Raw genomic sequence first — 17120 nt, 5'->3', positions numbered from 1 at the left:
CCGTTCGGCCTTGGTCCGAGACGCCGTCCGCCTCCAGACCCGCCACGCTGCCGATCCGCTAGGGCAGGGCGAAGTGCGCCACCACGGGCACGTGGTCGGACGGACGCGGCCAGTCGCGGGCGTCCTTCAGGATGCGCACGGCGAGCGCCCGGTCGGCGAGGTCCGGCGTCGCCCACACGTGGTCCAGGCGGCGGCCCTTGTCGGCGGCGCGCCAGTCCTTCGCCCGGTAGCTCCACCAGGTGTAGATCCGCTCGTCCATGGGCACGAACCGGCGGGTGAGGTCCACCCAGCCGCCGTCGATGCGCGCCTTCTCCAGGGCGGCGCACTCCTCCGGGGTGTGGCTGACCACCTTGATGAGGGCCTTGTGCGACCAGACGTCGGTCTCGTAGGGCGCCACGTTGAGATCGCCGACCACCAGGGTGGCGCCGTCGGCCTGGGCGTGCGGCAGCCAGGCGGCCATTTCAGCGAGGAAATCCATCTTGTGGGCGAACTTGGGGTTCACCGTCCCATCCGGCTCGTCGCCGCCGGCCGGGACATAGAAGTTGTGCAGCCGCACCCGGTGGCCGCCGACGAGCACGGTGGCGGTCACGTGGCGCGGATCGCCCTTGCCGCAGAAGGACCGGTTGGCGATGTCGGCGAGCGGCAGGCGGGAGACGATGGCCACTCCGTGCCAGCCGCCCTTGCCGCCGTTCAGCGCCATGTGGTCGTAGCCGATCCGCCGGAAGGCGGCGGTCGGGAACTGTCCGTCGCCGCACTTGGTCTCCTGCAGGCAGAGCACGTCCGGGGCCTCGGTCTCCAGGAAGCGCGTGACGATGCCCTGGCGCATGCGCACCGAGTTGATGTTCCAGGTCGCGACGCTGAGCGCGGTCGCGCCGGCCGAGGGTGGAACGGCCGTCATCGACGGCGTCCGGCGGACGGAACGCGGCGCCTGGACGCGTCGACAGGGGAGAGGGGGGCGGAAGCACCAAGGAAAGTGCGCCCAGTCCCGGGGGAGACTGGGCGCGGCGTCCTGGCAGACGCTTTCGCTGGGAGGGATCTCCAGCGGAGCGGGCCGTCCACGGCGAGACGGGGGGCACTACCGAGTACGGACGGGCCCGCCTGAAAAAGAAATAAGTCCGCCCGCGGCGGCGCCAAGAACAGCCGGCTTGACATTTTCGTGAGGGCTCCGCGCCGTGCCGTCGTCAGCCGAGGAGCGCCTCGAACTCGCTCCGGATGGCGGCGCCCATCTCCCGCGTGGAGACCAGGGTCGCGCCCTCGCCGCCGATGTCGCGGGTGCGCAGGCCCTTTTCCAGCACCGCCGCGATCGCCTTGTCGAGGGTGTCGGAGAGCGCCACCAGGCCGAACGAATAGCGCAGCGCCATGGCGAAGGACGCGATCATGGCGATCGGGTTGGCGATGCCCTGGCCGGCGATGTCCGGGGCGGACCCGTGCACGGGCTCGTAGAGCGCCTTGCGCTTGCCCGTCGCCGGATCCGGCGCGCCGAGGGAGGCGGACGGCAGCATGCCGAGCGAGCCGGTGAGCATGGCGGCCACGTCGGAGAGGATGTCGCCGAAGAGGTTGTCGCAGACGATCACGTCATACTGCTTGGGCCATCGGACGAGCTGCATGGCGCAGTTGTCGGCGAGCACGTGCTCCAGCGCCACGTCCGGGTATTCGGCCTTGCCGACCGCCGTCACCACCTGGTTCCAGAGCACGCCGGACTTCATGACGTTGCGCTTTTCCGCCGACGCCACCTTGCTGCCGCGGGTGCGGGCAAGATCGAAGGCGACCCGGGCGATGCGCTCGATCTCCGAGGTGGTGTAGAGCTGGGTGTCGACCGCGCGCTTCTGCCCGTCCTCCAGGGTCACGATCTCCTTCGGCTCGCCGAAATAGACGCCGCCGGTGAGCTCGCGGACGATCAGGATGTCGAGCCCCTCGACCACCTCGCGCTTCAGGCTGGAGGCCTCGGCAAGGGCCGGGTAGCAGATGGCCGGGCGCAGGTTGGCGAAGAGGCCGAGGTCCTTGCGAAGGCGCAGGAGCCCGGCCTCCGGCCGCACCGCGTAGGGAACGCCGTCCCACTTGGGGCCGCCGACGGCGCCGAACAGCACCGCGTCGGCGGCGAGCGCCTTGGCCATGTCGGCCTCCGAGATGGCCGCTCCGTGGGCGTCATAGGCGGCGCCGCCCACGAGGCCCTCGTCGGTGGCGAAGTGGGCGAGCCCCTTGGCGCCGAGAAGATCGATCAGCCCCTTCACCTCGGCCATGATCTCGGGCCCGATGCCGTCGCCGGGCAGGAGGAAGAGGCTGTGGGTCGCCATGGATCGTGATCCCTCGTGAAGGAAAAAATGCCGCCGCGCCCGGTGGCGCGGCCTCGTTCAGACGCAATAGAGAAGCGACGGCCCGCGATCAAGCGCCGCCGCCGGCCGGCGGGCGATCCGCCTCATGCCCGGCTCTTCCAAGGCTGGCCTCGTCGGCCCTTTGGAGAGCGTTCCGGCCCGACCGGCCGACGCCCGTTCGGGCTCGCCCGTGTTTCCGTTGTCCCGACGGGTCGGGCCCCTGCAAACCTCGTCTCAGGTGCAGGCGAACGGGCTGTCGCCCTCGTCGACCACCCGGAAGGCGCCGGTCTTCGGGTCGAGCACGTGGAGCGCGCCTTCGGAGACGTCGAACCAGGCCCCGTGCAGGCGGAGCGACCCTTTGGCCGTCCGGGTCTGGACGCAGGGAAAGCTCATCAGGTTGCGCACCGAGACGCGCACCGCCTCGTGCTCCAGCGCGCGCTGTTTCTGGCCGTGCGGGATGGTGTGGTCGCAGCGCACCCGGTTGGCGGGCTCGTCCATCAGCGACATCCACTTGCCGATGAAGTCGCCGGGGGTGAGCGGATCACCGCCCTCGGCGAGCGCCGCCCCGATGCCGCCGCAGCGGCCGTGGCCCATCACCACGATATGCCGCACCTTGAGCGCCACCACGGCGAACTCCAGCGCCGCGGAGGTGCCGTGCAGTTCGCCGTCGGGCGTGTAGGGCGGCACCAGGTTGGCAACGTTGCGGACGACGAAGATCTCGCCCGGCCCGGTGTCGAAGATCACCTCCGGCGAGACGCGGCTGTCGCAGCAGCCGATCATCATGATCTCCGGCTTCTGGCCGAGGTCGCCGAGCCGGCGGTAGCGCTCCTCCTCCGTCGGGTAGCGGCCGGCGCGGAAGGCCTTGTAGCCGGAGACCAGGCGGTCCGGGAAATGGTCGGGCAGCGGCGGGCGCGCGGGCGGAGGGCTGGTTTCGGTCGACATCGGCGGTCCTTCCGGAAGACTGACGAGACAGGGTGGAACCGACGGGGGACGCTCCTCCCTAGCCCCTCGGACGGCGGCGCACAAGAGTGCCGATCGGCGCCGCTCACGCCCAGATGGCGATCCGGAGGCCGTGGTCGTCGAACACCGGCTCGGCCGGATGCGCCACCGCTCTGCCCGTTGCAAGGCGCGCCGCCACCAGCGCCGAGACGGCCGCGTCGAGAAGGTCGTCGGCCGCGGCGCCGCGCGGCGGCCGGGCGTCGAGGAGCGCGGCCGGCAGGCCGCGGGCCGTGAGAAAGGCGCGGCGCTCGGCAAGGCCGGGCGGGTTCGGGCTGCCCTTCACCTTCTTCGGCAGGGTCATGGGCCGGCCGCCGTTCAGCACCGTGAAGGCGACCTCCGGATGGGTCTCGAACACCCGCGCCGCACGGGCCGGATCGGCCCGCATGAGGGCGTCGATCTCGCGGATCTTCGGGAAGAGGTGGAAGGCCTGCTTGGAGATGCGCCGCGGCGGATCGGACGTGGCGAGCGCCGCCGCGGACGCGGCCGCATAGTCGCCCTCCATCACCGCCGCCCGCGACGGCACGGAGAAGATGCTCGACTGGCGCGGCCCCAGCATGCCGCGAACCGCCCGCTCCGCCGGCCGGCCGCCGAGGCCGACCGTCGCCGGAAGGCCGATCGGCATGTCGACCGCGACAACATCCGGCGCGTCCGGGCCGTCGATGAGGCTGGCGAACCGGGCCTCGACGCGGACCGACGCGCCGGCCGGATCGGCCAGATCGAGGACGACGGCGATCCAGCCGCCCGGGCAGCCGTCAACGCCGGCGACGCGCGTCACGGGATGGCGTCCGGCTTCGGGGCGGGGCGCCTGCGCGCGGCGGGGCCGCCGAAGCGGCGGGTGTCCACGAGCGCCATCGGCCGCACCAGGCTGTCCTGGTGGAGGGCGAGGTCCAGTTCGTCGGAGCCGGCCTTGACGCTGCGGGCGACCAGCTCGAACGTGCCCGCCACCGCGCTCGCCAGCGCCTGCTCGTCCGGCCGGCCTTCCAGGAGGCGCGAGACGAGGAGCGCGCCGAAGAGATCGCCGGTGCCGGACGGCGCCCGCTCGATCATCGGCGTTTCCGCCACCACCATGTCGCGGGCGGTGACGAGGGCGCTCGCGATCTTGCCGCGCATCATCGCCGGCGCCGACGTCACCACCACCTTTTTCGGCGAAAGCGTGCGGGCCGCGTCGGCGACCGCCGGCAGGCTGTCCACGGGGCGGCCGGTCAGCCAGCCGAGCTCGAATCGGTTCGGCGTCGCAAGATCGGCGACCGGCATCAGCACGTCGCGCTGCGCCGCCGCCACGTCCTCGCGGACATAGAGGCCGCCGTCGTCGCCCAGAATGGGATCGCAGAGGTAGAGGGCGTCCGGGTTCCGCGCCTTGACGGCCGCCACCAGATCGGCGATGGCGGTCGCCTGGGCGGGATCGGCGAGATAGCCCGACACCACGGCGCCCACCTCGCCGAGCCAGGGCGCGCGGGCAAGATCGGCGGCAAGCGCCTTGAAATCCTCTGCCGGCACGGGCACGCGGTGCGCGCGTCCGTGGCCCGGGTGCCACGGCAGGATCACCGTCGGCAGCGACCACACCCGATGGCCGAGCCGTTCCAGCACGAAGGCGCTCCTGGCGCCGACGGACCCGCGGACCACGTGGGAGGAGACGACCAGGACGGCGGCGGAGGTCATGCGGGCGGGCTCGATCCAGGGTTCGGGCAGCGGGGTGCGGGCAGCGGGCGGTCGGCGCGCGACCATGGGGGACGGCGCGCGGTCGGCCCTCGCGACCGGACCGCGTCCGGTCTAGGGTGGGGTCGGCCTCCATCCCATATCCCAGCTCCCCGTGCGAGGAAAGCGGCGCCCGCCGCCCCCCACACGATGACCACCCCCGACCAATGAAGCCATGACCCGACGCGACGCGCCCGCCACCATCCACGACCTGTTCGGGCCCGCCGCCGGGGAGCCGGCGCCCGCCGAAGGGCGGGAGCGTGTGGTGCAGGTGCTCACCCCCGTCGCCCTCGACGACAGCTACAGCTACAAGGTGCCGGCCGGCGTCGCCGTCGGACCGGGCTCCATCGTGCGGGTGCCGCTCGGGCCGCGCCAGGTGCTCGGCGTCGTCACCGACGAGGCGCCGACCCTCTCGGCCACGTCGAACCGGCTGCGGCCGATCGAGACCGTGTTCGACGCCCCGCCCTTGAAGCCCGCGCTTCTCACCCTCGTCGACTGGGTCGCCCGCTACACCCTGACCCCGCGCGGCATGGTGCTCCGCATGGCACTCCGCGCCCCGGAGGCGCTGGAGCCGGAGGCCCCCGTCCGGGGCGTGGCAAGGAGCGGCGCGGCGCCCGACCGGCTGACGCCCGCGCGCCGCCGGGTGCTCGCCCTCCTCGACGAGAACGACGGCATGGCCTGGACCCGCACCGGGCTCGCCGCCACCGCCGGCGTCTCCCTCTCCGTGGTCGACGGCCTCCTCGCCGCCGGCACCCTCGTCGATGTGGCGCTGCCGGCCGGGCCGCCGGTGCGGGCGCCGGAGCCGGACTTCGCGCCGCCGCGCCTGACCGCCGACCAGGCGGCCGCGGCCGCCGCGCTCGTTGCGCGCATCGGCGCCGGCGCGAGCGTGACGCTCCTCGACGGCGTCACCGGATCGGGCAAGACGGAGGTCTACCTGGAGGCCGTCGCCGAATGTGTGCGGAAGGGCCGGCAGGCGCTGATCCTGGTGCCGGAGATCGCTCTCACCAAGGCCTTCCTGCAGCGCTTCGCCGAACGGTTCGGCTCGCTGCCGGCCGAATGGCATTCGGAGGTCGGCCCGAAGGCGCGTGCCCGGGCCTGGCGCGGGGTCGCGGAGGGGCGGGTGAAGGTGGTGGTCGGCGCCCGCTCGGCGCTCTTCCTGCCCTTCTCCGACCTCGGCCTCATCGTCGTCGACGAGGAGCACGACCCCGCCTACAAGCAGGAGGAATGGGCGACCTACCATGCCCGCGACATGGCGGTCGTCCGCGGCCGGCTGGAGGACGCCGCCGTCGTCCTCGCCTCCGCGACGCCGTCGCTGGAAAGCCGCGTCAACGCCGAGCGCGGCCGCTACGGCCACCTCGTGCTGCCGGCGCGCGCCACCGGCCAGGCGCTGCCGGAGGTGCTGGCGATCGACATGCGCAAGGCCGGGCCGGAGCGCGGCCGCTTCCTGGCGCCCGGCCTCGTCGCGGCCATGCGGCAGACCTTCGAGCGCGGCGAGCAGGCGCTTCTCTTTCTCAATCGACGCGGCTACGCGCCGCTGACGCTCTGCCGGTCGTGCGGCCATCGCTTTCAGTGCCCGAACTGCTCCACGTGGCTGGTCGACCACCGCTTCCGCGGCCGGCTCGCATGCCATCACTGCGGCCACATGGAGCCGCGGCCGGACGCCTGCCCGAGCTGCGGCACCCTGGACGCCCTCGTCGCCTGCGGCCCGGGCGTGGAGCGCATCGCCGAGGAGGTGCAGGCGGTGCTGCCGGACCGGCGCACCATCGTGCTCTCCTCCGACATCGCCGGCGGCGTGCAGCGGCTGCGGGCCGAGCTGGAGGCGGTGGCCAAGGGCGACTGCGACATCGTGATCGGCACCCAGCTGGTGGCGAAGGGCCACACCTTCCCGCGGCTGACCCTGGTCGGCGTGGTGGACGCGGATCTCGGCCTCGCCCACGGCGACCCGCGGGCGGCGGAGCGCACCTTCCAGCTCCTCGCCCAGGTGACCGGCCGCGCCGGCCGCGTCCAGGGCCACGGGATCGGCGTCCTGCAGACCTATGCGCCGGAGAGCCCGGTGATCCGCGCCCTCGTGTCCGGCGACGCGGAGCGCTTCTACCGCACCGAGCTCGAGGAGCGGCAGATCGCCCGCATGCCGCCGTTCGGGCGGCTCGCCGCCGTGATCGTCTCCGGCGCAGACCGGGAACGGGCCGAGGACCACGCCCGGGCACTCGCCCGCGCCGCGCCGGTCGACCCGGCGGTGGAGATCCTCGGGCCGGCGGACGCACCGCTCGCCCTGGTGCGGGGCCGCCACCGCTTCCGGCTGCTCGCCCACGCCGGGCGGCGCGACGTGGACCTTTCCGCCTACATGCGCGCGTGGCTGATGGCCGCACCGAAGGCGACCGGCGGCGTGGATGTCGGCGTCGACATCGACCCGCAGAGCTTCCTCTGACGGCAGGTGTCCACCTCCTAAAACGATCCAGCCGGCGGAATTCCTCAGCCTTTCGTCCGGACGCGACCATTCCCTCGCAGGGTTGCGGCGAAAAGCGCGGAAATCAGCCATTTTCAGAATCCGCGCGGTGAGTTGCGGAAGGCGGACCCATATGCTAGATGGGGCCGACTTCAGGGTGGGGGTGGTTCAGGAACCCCCGCTTATCCACCTAAATTCGCAAGTCGTTTCAGAGCTTTGCCGGTTGATCCCGTCGAGCCTGGAGCGCGTGAGGGGGATCGAGCTTCCGTGAGCGAAACGGCGTCTACGACTTCAGGAGTGGCTGAGCGCTATGCCCAGGCCCTCTTCGACCTCGCCCGTGACGGCGGCAGCCTCGACACCGTTGCGGCGGACATCGCCCGTTTCGAAGCGCTGATGGCCGAGAGCCCGGATCTGGTGCGCCTCGTGCGCTCGCCGGTGTTCTCCGCCGACGACCAGCTCCGGGCCGTTTCGGCCGTGCTCGACCGCGCCGCCATCGGCGGCTACGTCGGCAACATCGTGAAGCTCGCCGCGCGCAACCGCCGGCTCTTCACCGTGATGGACATCTTCAAGGCCTACCGCGCGCTCTACGCCGCCCACCGGGGCGAGCGGACCGCGACCGTGGTGTCGGCCGAACCGTTGAACGACGCCCAGACGGCGGATCTCAAGGCGGCGCTCGCCGAGATCACCGGCAAGGCCGTTCTTCTCGACACGAGCGTCGATCCGTCGCTCATCGGCGGCCTCGTCGTGAAGCTTGGCAGCCGCATGATCGACACCTCGCTCAAGACGAAGCTCAACCAGCTCAAGATCGCACTGAAAGAGGTCGGCTGATGGATATCCGCGCCGCGGAAATTTCCGCAATCCTCAAGGAGCAGATCAAGAACTTCGGCCAGGAAGCCGAAGTCTCCGAGGTCGGCCAGGTATTGTCCGTCGGTGACGGCATCGCCCGCGTCTACGGGCTCGACAACGTCCAGGCGGGCGAGATGGTCGAGTTCCCGGGCGGCATCCGGGGCATGGCCCTCAATCTTGAGACCGACAACGTCGGCGTCGTGATCTTCGGCGCCGACCGCGACATCAAGGAAGGCGACACGGTCAAGCGGACCGGCTCCATCGTGGACGTGCCGGTCGGCAAGGGCCTGCTCGGCCGCGTGGTCGACGGCCTCGGCAACCCGATCGACGGCAAGGGCCCGATCGAGTACACCGAGCGCCGCCGTGTCGACGTGAAGGCGCCGGGCATCATCCCGCGCAAATCCGTGCACGAGCCGATGTCGACCGGCATCAAGGCGATCGACGCCATGATCCCGATCGGCCGCGGCCAGCGCGAGCTGGTGATCGGCGACCGCCAGACCGGCAAGACCGCCATCATCCTGGACACCTTCCTCAACCAGAAGCCGCTGAACCAGGGCACGGACGAGAGCCAGAAGCTCTACTGCGTGTACGTGGCCATCGGCCAGAAGCGCTCCACGGTCGCTCAGTTCGTGAAGCGCCTGGAGGACAGCGGCGCGCTGCCCTACTCCATCGTGGTCGCCGCCACCGCGTCGGACGCCGCGCCGATGCAGTTCATCGCGCCCTTCACCGGCTGCGCGATCGGCGAGTTCTTCCGCGACAACGGCATGCACGCCCTGATCGCCTACGACGACCTCTCCAAGCAGGCCGTCGCCTACCGTCAGATGTCGCTGCTCCTGCGCCGTCCGCCGGGCCGCGAAGCCTACCCGGGCGACGTGTTCTACCTGCACTCCCGCCTTCTGGAGCGCGCCGCCAAGCTCAACAAGGAGAACGGTCTCGGCTCGCTGACCGCTCTGCCGGTCATCGAGACCCAGGCGAACGACGTGTCGGCCTACATCCCGACGAACGTCATCTCCATCACCGACGGCCAGATCTTCCTGGAGACGAACCTCTTCTACCAGGGCGTCCGTCCGGCGGTGAACGTCGGCCTCTCGGTGTCGCGCGTCGGCTCCGCCGCCCAGATCAAGGCGATGAAGCAGGTGGCCGGCACCATCAAGGGCGAGCTCGCGCAGTATCGCGAGATGGCCGCCTTCGCCCAGTTCGGGTCCGACCTGGACGCCGCCACGCAGAAGCTGCTCAACCGCGGCGCCCGCCTCGTGGAGCTCCTGAAGCAGCCGCAGTTCTCGCCGCTGAAGACGGAAGAGCAGGTGGCGGTGATCTTCGCCGGCGTGAACGGCTACCTGGATCCGCTCCCGGTCGGCAAGGTGCGCGCCTTCGAGGAGGGTCTCCTCCGGTTCCTCCGCGACAAGCACCCGGACATCCTGTCCGGCATCTGGGCCGAGAAGCAGATCACCGACGCCCTCAAGGCGAAGCTGAAGGACGCCATCGCTGCCTTCGCCAAGACCTTCGCCTGATCACCCGAAGACGCCGGTCCGCTGAGCCCATCCGGGCCCGGCGGACCGTCTTTCGCCGACATCGTGCCGCCTCCGACGGATCGGGGCAGGAGCCGACATGCCGAGCTTGAAGGATCTGAAGAACCGCATCGCCTCCGTGAAGGCGACGCAGAAGATCACCAAGGCGATGCAGATGGTCGCCGCGGCGAAGCTGCGCCGCGCCCAGGAGGCCGCCGAGGCCGCCCGTCCGTTCGCCGACCGCATGGCCGAGGTGCTGGGCAACCTCGCCGCCGGATCGGTCGGCCGGGACGACGCGCCGCGCCTGATGATCGGCACCGGCCGCACGCAGGTGCACCTCCTGGTGGTCTGCACCGCCGAGCGCGGCCTCTGCGGCGGCTTCAACAGCCAGATCGTCCGCCTCGCCCGCGAGCACATCAACCGTCTCCTCGCCGAGGGCAAGGAGGTCAAGATCCTGACCGTGGGCAAGAAGGGCGCCGACGCTCTTCGCCGCGACCACGGCGGCCGCATCATCGAGCGGATCGAGCTGCGCGGCATCAAGACGCTGAACTACGAGGTCGCCGCGGGCGTCCAGCAGAAGGTGCTGGACATGTTCGAGGCCGGCCAGTTCGACGTCTGCACGCTCTTCTACTCCCGCTTCCGCTCGGTGATCGCCCAGATCCCGACCGCCAAGCAGATCGTGCCCTTCGAGGTCGACGCGACCGCCGGCTCCGCGACGGCCGGCGCGCTCTACGACTACGAGCCGGGCGAGCCGGAAATCCTGGAGGAGCTCTTGCCGCGCGCGATCGCGGTGCAGATCTTCACCGCGCTCCTTGAGAACGCCGCGTCGGAGCAGGGCGCCCGCATGTCCGCCATGGACAACGCGACCCGCAACGCCGGTGACATGATCAACAAGCTGTCGCTGCAGTACAACCGCTCGCGGCAGGCCATGATCACCAAGGAACTGATCGAAATCATCTCGGGCGCCGAAGCGCTCTGACCGACATACTGATCGACGCAAGGACGAAAACGATGGCTGACACGAAGGTCGGACGCATCACCCAGGTCATCGGCGCCGTCGTCGACGTGAAGTTCGACGACCATCTGCCGGCGATCCTGAACGCGCTGGAGACCACCAACAACGGCACCCGCCTGGTGCTGGAAGTGGCGCAGCATCTCGGCGAGAACACCGTCCGCACGATCGCCATGGACATCTCCGAAGGCCTCGTGCGCGGCCAGCCGGTGCACGACACCGGCGCCCCGATCGCCGTGCCGGTGGGCGACGCCTGCCTCGGCCGGATCATGAACGTGATCGGCGAGCCGGTGGACGAAGCCGGCCCGATCACCGGAGAGAGCCTCCGCGCGATCCACCAGTCGGCCCCGTCCTACGTGGAGCAGGCCACCGAGGCGCAGATCCTCGTCACCGGCATCAAGGTGGTCGACCTGCTCGCCCCCTACGCCCGCGGCGGCAAGATCGGCCTCTTCGGCGGCGCCGGCGTTGGCAAGACGGTGCTGATCCAGGAGCTGATCAACAACGTCGCCAAGGCGCACGGCGGCTATTCGGTGTTCGCCGGCGTCGGCGAGCGCACCCGCGAGGGCAACGATCTCTACCACGAGATGATCGAGTCCGGCGTGAACAAGGACCCGCACGAGAACGCCGGGTCCACCGAGGGCTCCAAGTGCGCCCTCGTCTATGGCCAGATGAACGAGCCGCCGGGCGCCCGCGCCCGCGTCGCCCTCACCGGCCTCACCATCGCCGAGCACTTTCGCGACAAGGGCCAGGACGTGCTCTTCTTCGTGGACAACATCTTCCGCTTCACCCAGGCGGGTTCGGAAGTGTCGGCGCTCCTCGGCCGCATCCCGTCGGCGGTGGGCTATCAGCCGACGCTCGCCACCGACATGGGCCAGATGCAGGAGCGCATCACCACCACCACCAAGGGTTCGATCACCTCGGTGCAGGCCATCTACGTGCCGGCCGACGACCTGACCGACCCGGCCCCGGCCACCTCCTTCGCCCATCTGGACGCCACGACGGTGCTCAACCGCTCGATCGCCGAGAAGGGCATCTATCCGGCGGTGGACCCGCTCGACTCCACGTCGCGCATGCTCGATCCGCAGGTCATCGGCGAGGAGCACTACGCCGTCGCCCGCCGCGTCCAGGAAGTGCTGCAGCGCTACAAGTCGCTGCAGGACATCATCGCCATCCTGGGCATGGACGAGCTTTCCGAAGAGGACAAGATCGCCGTGGCGCGCGCCCGCAAGATCGAGCGCTTCCTGTCGCAGCCCTTCTTCGTGGCCGAAGTCTTCACCGGATCGCCGGGCAAGCTCGTCGCCCTGGAAGACACCATCAAGGGCTTCAAGGGTCTCGTCGAAGGCAAGTACGACCACTTGCCGGAAGCCGCCTTCTACATGGTCGGCACGATCGAGGACGCGATCGAGAAGGCCCAGAAGATGGCCGCCCAGGCGGCCTGAGGACGAACGGTCGCCCGGCCTTTGCCGGGCGAACCCTCCTTGTCCGGTCTCGATCCGAACGGACGGGCGGCGTCGCCGCCCGATCTCTTGAACAGCGGCCTCCGGGAGAGCCTTTCCTATGGCGACCTTCAAGTTCGAACTGGTGAGCCCCGAGCGCCTGGTTCTGTCCACCGAGGTGGATCAGGTGGACCTGCCGGGAGTCGACGGCGACTTCGGCGTGCTCGCCAACCATTCGCCCTTCCTCACCACGCTCCGGGCCGGAGTGGTGACGGTGCGGACCGGATCCGACACCACGCGCATCTTCATCCGCGGCGGCTTCGCCGACGTGTCGCCGACCGGTCTGACGGTGCTCGCCGAGAAGGCGGTTCCGGTCGCCGACCTCAAGGCGGACCAGATCGCCGCCGAGATCCGCAACGCCGAAGAGGACGTGACGGACGCCAAGACCCCGGACGCCCGCCAGCGCGCCGAGCAGAAGCTTGCCCAGCTGCGCGACGTGGCCGACGCGCTCCGCGCCGCCTGAGTCTTGCCCGGGCCGACCGGTCGGCGCCGCACCATCGTCTCTGAACCCCGGGCCATGCCCGGGGTTTTTCGTTCCGCCGGCAGGGCCGTGCCGAAAAACCTGTCGTTCGCGCGCGGTCAGACCGGCAGCAGCCCGGCCGCGGCCACGAGGGCGCCGATCGTCTCCGCCGACCGGGCGCCGGCCACCCGGTGGGCGAACCAGCCCGTCCGGTGGAGGGCCGCGGTCGGGGCCCGTTCGGCCGCCCAGTCGAGCAGGATCCGCTCCGCCGTCTTGCCCGTGCGCTCCATCTCGGAGCGGAGCCAGCGGGTGTGCACGAGCCGCAGCTCCACCGGCATGCTCGGCAGGCCCAGCGACCGGGCGATCGCCGTCCGGTGCCGCCCGCCGGCAAAGCGCAGGACCTCTCCGTCAGGCCCGATGGCGATGCCCGGATCCCGTTCGGTCCATTCGTACCAGGGCCGCACGCCGCCGCCGCGCGGCACCTTGCGAAGCGGGAGCGCGCTTCGCGGCATCAGCCCCCGCCGTTCGATGCTGCGCACCAGGGCCACGTAATAGTCGAAGTAGGCATCGATGCGGGCGCGGTCGGCGAGCGCCACGCCGAAGCGGACCGCCGGCGCGCCGGCGGCCGCCTGGGCGGCGAGGACTGCATAGAGCGTGGTGTCGCGGTAGCGAAGGTCCGCCTCGATCAACGCCACCATGTCCCGGTGCGCCTCATAGGTCGCCAGCGGGTGGATGACGTCGGTCCAGTCGGCGCCGTCCGTCAGGCGGTCCGCAAGGTCGATCCACCAGGTGCCGTCGGTCACGTTGACGGCCAGCTGACGGTCGAGGCTGGCGGGATCGACAGCCAGGACCAGGCGGCGGCGGAAGAAGAGGCGCGCGTGCAGCATGGGCACGGGCGGCGATCCCGGGTCGCGTGCGGCGCGGGCAAGGGCCGCCCGCATGCCGGACGCCGTGCCGGCCATAAGGCCGCGGGCGAGAACGGCGCCGGTTCGGACGGGCAGGCGGGGCGGCGCGGTCGCCCCGCGCAACCGGTAGCGGGGTTGAGGCTGATGCTCCAAGGGTCGTCTCGGGCTTGCGGTGCCCCCCGACGCCCTGAATGCATGTTAGCCGCATGCGGTAAATCTGGAAACAAGCAAAGCGGGTTGAAGGCCTGAAGCGAGCTTAGCCGCCGCAGAACCGAGCGCGTCCGCAGGGTCAGACGGCCAAGCTGCCGGTCCGCCGGACCGCCACCGTCCAGCCCGACCGTGTCCCGATTTGCCGTGGCGGACCGCCCGAAAGCGGGTCACGGCGCCTTCAAGGTGACGCTGATTCGGATCGGCAACCCGGCAACCAGGCGCGGACCGCCGTCCGGCGCCGCCGTACGGACGCGGAGGGTGACGGGGCCGAGCGGGATGCCCGCAAGCCGCCGGTCGTCGTAGACCTCCGGCCGGTCGGTTTCCAGGCACCGCCGCCCGACGCAGATCTCCGCCACCACCGGTCCGGCCGCCGGATAGGCGACCAGCCAGGAGAGGGCGGCGACGGTCCCGTCCGGCCCTTGCGGCAGGCGCACCGTCTTCCGGGCGCTCCAGGTGCCGTCGGTGGAAAGAAGCGGCGCGGCGGTGGTGCCGGTCCGCTCGGCGCCGATCGCGCCCGGGGCCTGGAGCAGCACCAGCCCGGCGGCAAGGGCGATGGCGCGCGGCGCCCGCATCAGGCCGCCGCGAACCGGCCGAACAGCGCCGCCACCTCCGCATAGACCGGACGCCGGTGCACGAGCCCGATCGACGGCATCATGGCGAGCGGACGCCAGCCCCACTCCAGGAACTCCGCTGGCTCGTCGGTGTGCGCCGCATCCACCCGGATCTCCGCTTCCGAGCCCTCGAACCGGAACGCCACCCAGCGCTGCCTCTGGCCGCGGAACGGGTGGAGCTTGTGGCCGGGTGCGCCGCGGGCCGGAAAGTCGTAGGTCCAGGACGGCTCGCCGATGGCGAGGAGCGTGGCGCTGGTGACGCCGGTCTCCTCCCAGAGCTCCCGCCGCGCGGCGCCTTCCAGATCCTCTCCGGGGTCGATCCCGCCTTGCGGCATGGACCAGTCGGCGCCGGGCGCCGTCCGCTCCGGATCCGGCCATCCGTCCGGATTGGGCGTGAGGCGGCCGGCGAACACGTGGCCGCCCGGGCCGAACAGGCAGATGCCGACGTTCGGCCGGAAGGGCAGGCCGGTCTTCCAGGCGTCGTCGGTCGGCTCCGCTTTCAGGCTTTCGGGCATCGAAGGGTCCGGTGGTTCGGGTCGGATCGGGCGGGGATCGCCGCGGACGGGGAATCGGGAGCAGGGTCTTTGCCGGCGCTCACGTCCGGACCAGGTGGGCGAAGGCGGCGGCCACCTTCTCGTAGACCGGCCGCTTGAAGGGCACGATCAGGGCCGGCAGCCGGTCGAGAGCCTCCCAGCGCCAGCGCCCGAACTCGGGCTTGTGGGCGCCGCCGGCGGGCCGGTGGATGTCGATCTCGCTCTCGTCGCCGTCGAACCGGAAGGCGAACCACTTCTGGGTCTGCCCCCGCCACTTGCGCTTGAACTTCTCCTTGCCGACGTCCGGCGGCAGGTCGTAGGCGTACCAGTCCGGCGCCTCCGCCAGCAGCGTCGCCGACGAGACGTTCGTCTCCTCGTGGAGCTCGCGCCGGGCGGCGGCCAGGATGTCCTCGCCGGGGTCGATCCCGCCCTGGGGCAGCTGCCAGCCGTCGTCCCCGTCGCCGGCCGCGTCCAGCCGCCGGCCGATCCAGACAAGGCCCGACCGGTTGATCAGGACCGCGCCGACGCACGGGCGATAGGGCAGGTCTTCCGGCTCGGTCATCACGGCACTCCGGTTCGATGGCTCGCCGCAGCATGCACCGGAATGCCCGGCCCTGTCATCGCTCCGGCAACGGATGGCCGCGCCGTCAGGGCCGATCGGCGAGGGACTGCGTGGCGCTGATCGGCACCAGGGTGATGCCGCGCGCCTCCAGGGTCCGGGCCCAATTGGCGATCTCCCGCACCGTCACCGGCAGGGCGCTCGCCGTGCCGATGGCAAGGCCGCGGGACCGGGCGATCTGTTCCAGCTGGGCGAGGCGGCTGGCGATGTCGGACTCCGACGGGATCGCGTCGATCAGGATGTCCGCCTTGGCGAAGGGCACCGCCCGCGTCTTGGCGACGTCGGCCGCCACGCTCCGCGACGAGCTGCCCTCGTCCACGAACAGCAACCCCCGGGTGCCCAGTTCGCTCATCACGGCTTCGAGGGCCGGCGTCTCTGCGGTGAAACGGGCACCCATGTAGGTCTGCACGCCCACATAGAGGCTGAGGCGGCCGAGCAGCCAGTGGAGCCGCTCCCGGTTCCGCTCCTTGTCCAGCGAGGTCAGGAGGGTGTGCGGACCGGGATCGTTGTCCGGATAGTCGTAGGGCTCCATGGGCAGCTGCAGCAGCAGCTCGTGGCCGTTCTGGCGGGCCTTCTGCACCCACCGGTCCAAGCTGGAGCCGTAGGGCGCGAAGCCCAGCGTGATATCGGGCGGCAGGCTGGCGAGCGCCTCCTGGGTGCCGGTCTGGCTGAGGCCGAGGCCGCCGACCACGAGGGCGATGCGGGGCGATTGGCCGACGAAGCCCGGCACCGGCCGCGCATAGGCGTCGAGCGGCCGGAGCCCGGTGACGGACACCTTCGGCAACGGCCCGAGGGCGGTCTCCTCCACAAGGTCCGGATCGGGCGCGGTCAGGATGGCGGTGGACCGGGGCGGCACGATGCCGTCGGGCGGCACCTCGACGCTGTCGATCGCCGCGTCCGGGTCTTCGGCTTCTTCGCCGACCTGCGGCAGGATCTCGCCAAAGCCGGATTTCACGCCGACCACCGTCACGTCCTCGCGCTGGACCGGTCCCTCCGCCCTCTCGATGGCGGCGATGGCCACCGGCTGGCCGCCGAGCGGATCCTCCACCACGACGACCCAGAGAACCACCATGGCGGCGACGGCGACCACCACGGACGCGAGAATCAGCCCGACGGGCCGGGCCGTTCGGCTTCCGGCCGGCGGCTTGTAGCCGAGTGGTGAGGTGAGATCGCTCATCGAAACCCGATCGGACTGCGGGCGAATCAGCGGCCGGCCGGACCGTCCGGTCCGTCGCGGGGGCATGCCTCACCATCGTGCGGAATGGATAATGAAAGGTAAATGTGTCGTCCCTCGCCGTTCTCCGGCACGGGACGAGCGCGTCTTTGACGAACCGCGCTGCCGAACAGGGGTGCAGGCCTATCCGGTCCCGACTGGCACGGGACGTCTGCAACGCGGGCAGGTCCGATCTGGCGCCGGCCGGCCGGGCCGCAGCGAACCGGACATGAAAAAAGCGCCCCGCCCTTTACG

At 71.2% G+C, this 17120-nt stretch carries 16 protein-coding genes; 6 read left to right on the top strand and 10 right to left on the bottom strand.

Annotation, left to right across the window (positions count from 1 at the left end; all coding sequences use genetic code 11):
• Positions 1–58 precede the first annotated feature (58 nt).
• From BUQ68_RS01340 to pdxY, 5 genes are all read right to left on the bottom strand, one after another.
• Positions 59–898 carry an exodeoxyribonuclease III gene (locus BUQ68_RS01340; protein WP_075214129.1) on the bottom strand — a complete coding sequence of 280 codons (840 nt, stop codon included), beginning with the start codon at positions 896–898 and terminating at the stop codon, positions 59–61.
• A 283-nt stretch (positions 899–1181) separates the two neighbouring features.
• Positions 1182–2294 carry a 3-isopropylmalate dehydrogenase gene (leuB, locus tag BUQ68_RS01335; RefSeq protein WP_075214128.1) on the bottom strand — a complete coding sequence of 371 codons (1113 nt, stop codon included), beginning with the start codon at positions 2292–2294 and terminating at the stop codon, positions 1182–1184.
• A gap of 252 nt (positions 2295–2546) precedes the next feature.
• The gene (locus tag BUQ68_RS01330; RefSeq protein WP_075214127.1) at positions 2547–3254 is read right to left on the bottom strand and encodes a carbonic anhydrase; all 708 of its coding nucleotides are present in this window, start codon (positions 3252–3254) and stop codon (positions 2547–2549) included.
• 103 nt (positions 3255–3357) lie between these two features.
• A complete protein-coding gene (locus BUQ68_RS01325; RefSeq protein WP_075214126.1) occupies positions 3358–4086 on the bottom strand; it encodes a DUF429 domain-containing protein in 729 nt (242 codons plus the stop codon).
• Positions 4083–4970: a pyridoxal kinase gene (pdxY, locus tag BUQ68_RS01320; protein WP_075214125.1), complete on the bottom strand. Its 888-nt coding sequence runs from the start codon at positions 4968–4970 to the stop codon at positions 4083–4085. The genes BUQ68_RS01325 and pdxY overlap by 4 nt, the downstream gene beginning before the upstream one ends.
• Before the next feature lie 211 nt (positions 4971–5181).
• Between pdxY and BUQ68_RS01315 the strand changes: the two genes are divergently transcribed.
• From BUQ68_RS01315 to BUQ68_RS01290, 6 genes are all read left to right on the top strand, one after another.
• Positions 5182–7434, top strand: a complete 2253-nt coding sequence (locus BUQ68_RS01315; protein ID WP_083656075.1) for a primosomal protein N' — start codon at positions 5182–5184, stop codon at positions 7432–7434.
• 285 nt (positions 7435–7719) lie between these two features.
• The gene (locus BUQ68_RS01310; protein WP_075214124.1) at positions 7720–8280 is read left to right on the top strand and encodes a F0F1 ATP synthase subunit delta; all 561 of its coding nucleotides are present in this window, start codon (positions 7720–7722) and stop codon (positions 8278–8280) included.
• Complete coding sequence (atpA, locus tag BUQ68_RS01305; protein ID WP_075214123.1) at positions 8280–9809, top strand: F0F1 ATP synthase subunit alpha; 1530 nt, start codon at positions 8280–8282, stop codon at positions 9807–9809. The genes BUQ68_RS01310 and atpA overlap by 1 nt, the downstream gene beginning before the upstream one ends.
• Positions 9810–9906: 97 nt before the next feature.
• Entirely contained in the window at positions 9907–10785 is an 879-nt protein-coding gene (locus tag BUQ68_RS01300; RefSeq protein ID WP_075214122.1) for a F0F1 ATP synthase subunit gamma, read from the top strand.
• 32 nt (positions 10786–10817) lie between these two features.
• Positions 10818–12257 (top strand): F0F1 ATP synthase subunit beta, encoded by a 1440-nt coding sequence (gene atpD / locus BUQ68_RS01295; protein ID WP_075214121.1) that lies wholly within the window; start codon positions 10818–10820, stop codon positions 12255–12257.
• Positions 12258–12375: 118 nt separating this feature from the next.
• A complete protein-coding gene (locus BUQ68_RS01290) occupies positions 12376–12777 on the top strand; it encodes a F0F1 ATP synthase subunit epsilon (protein ID WP_075214120.1) in 402 nt (133 codons plus the stop codon).
• A gap of 116 nt (positions 12778–12893) precedes the next feature.
• Here the strand turns inward: BUQ68_RS01290 and BUQ68_RS01285 are convergent, their stop codons facing one another.
• From BUQ68_RS01285 to BUQ68_RS01265, 5 genes are all read right to left on the bottom strand, one after another.
• Entirely contained in the window at positions 12894–13832 is a 939-nt protein-coding gene (locus tag BUQ68_RS01285) for a hypothetical protein (protein ID WP_139315120.1), read from the bottom strand.
• A gap of 224 nt (positions 13833–14056) precedes the next feature.
• Positions 14057–14461 (bottom strand): hypothetical protein, encoded by a 405-nt coding sequence (locus BUQ68_RS01280; RefSeq protein ID WP_075214118.1) that lies wholly within the window; start codon positions 14459–14461, stop codon positions 14057–14059.
• Entirely contained in the window at positions 14461–15015 is a 555-nt protein-coding gene (locus BUQ68_RS01275; RefSeq protein ID WP_075214117.1) for an RNA pyrophosphohydrolase, read from the bottom strand. Before BUQ68_RS01275 ends, BUQ68_RS01280 begins: the two co-directional genes overlap by 1 nt.
• A 79-nt stretch (positions 15016–15094) precedes the next feature.
• Entirely contained in the window at positions 15095–15595 is a 501-nt protein-coding gene (locus BUQ68_RS01270) for an RNA pyrophosphohydrolase (protein WP_075214116.1), read from the bottom strand.
• Between the two features lie 85 nt (positions 15596–15680).
• Complete coding sequence (locus tag BUQ68_RS01265) at positions 15681–16829, bottom strand: divergent polysaccharide deacetylase family protein (RefSeq protein ID WP_075214115.1); 1149 nt, start codon at positions 16827–16829, stop codon at positions 15681–15683.
• Between the last annotated feature and the right edge of the window lie 291 nt (positions 16830–17120).

The organism is Mongoliimonas terrestris (genome assembly GCF_001927285.1).
Taxonomy (GTDB): Bacteria; Pseudomonadota; Alphaproteobacteria; order Rhizobiales; family Pleomorphomonadaceae; genus Chthonobacter; species Chthonobacter terrestris.
Note: the sequence above shows the minus strand (reverse complement) of the source record. Positions and strands in the feature narration are given on the sequence as shown.

What these genes read in the sequence shown, in the direction of transcription:
- BUQ68_RS01340 (WP_075214129.1), bottom strand. Translation starts at nt 898, where the DNA reads ATGACGGCCGTTCCACCCTCGGCCGGCGCGACCGCGCTCAGCGTCGCG.
- leuB (WP_075214128.1), bottom strand. Translation starts at nt 2,294, where the DNA reads ATGGCGACCCACAGCCTCTTCCTCCTGCCCGGCGACGGCATCGGGCCC.
- BUQ68_RS01330 (WP_075214127.1), bottom strand. Translation starts at nt 3,254, where the DNA reads ATGTCGACCGAAACCAGCCCTCCGCCCGCGCGCCCGCCGCTGCCCGAC.
- pdxY (WP_075214125.1), bottom strand. Translation starts at nt 4,970, where the DNA reads ATGACCTCCGCCGCCGTCCTGGTCGTCTCCTCCCACGTGGTCCGCGGG.
- BUQ68_RS01315 (WP_083656075.1), top strand. Translation starts at nt 5,182, where the DNA reads ATGACCCGACGCGACGCGCCCGCCACCATCCACGACCTGTTCGGGCCC.
- atpA (WP_075214123.1), top strand. Translation starts at nt 8,280, where the DNA reads ATGGATATCCGCGCCGCGGAAATTTCCGCAATCCTCAAGGAGCAGATC.
- BUQ68_RS01300 (WP_075214122.1), top strand. Translation starts at nt 9,907, where the DNA reads ATGCCGAGCTTGAAGGATCTGAAGAACCGCATCGCCTCCGTGAAGGCG.
- atpD (WP_075214121.1), top strand. Translation starts at nt 10,818, where the DNA reads ATGGCTGACACGAAGGTCGGACGCATCACCCAGGTCATCGGCGCCGTC.
- BUQ68_RS01290 (WP_075214120.1), top strand. Translation starts at nt 12,376, where the DNA reads ATGGCGACCTTCAAGTTCGAACTGGTGAGCCCCGAGCGCCTGGTTCTG.
- BUQ68_RS01280 (WP_075214118.1), bottom strand. Translation starts at nt 14,461, where the DNA reads ATGCGGGCGCCGCGCGCCATCGCCCTTGCCGCCGGGCTGGTGCTGCTC.
- BUQ68_RS01275 (WP_075214117.1), bottom strand. Translation starts at nt 15,015, where the DNA reads ATGCCCGAAAGCCTGAAAGCGGAGCCGACCGACGACGCCTGGAAGACC.
- BUQ68_RS01270 (WP_075214116.1), bottom strand. Translation starts at nt 15,595, where the DNA reads ATGACCGAGCCGGAAGACCTGCCCTATCGCCCGTGCGTCGGCGCGGTC.
- BUQ68_RS01265 (WP_075214115.1), bottom strand. Translation starts at nt 16,829, where the DNA reads ATGAGCGATCTCACCTCACCACTCGGCTACAAGCCGCCGGCCGGAAGC.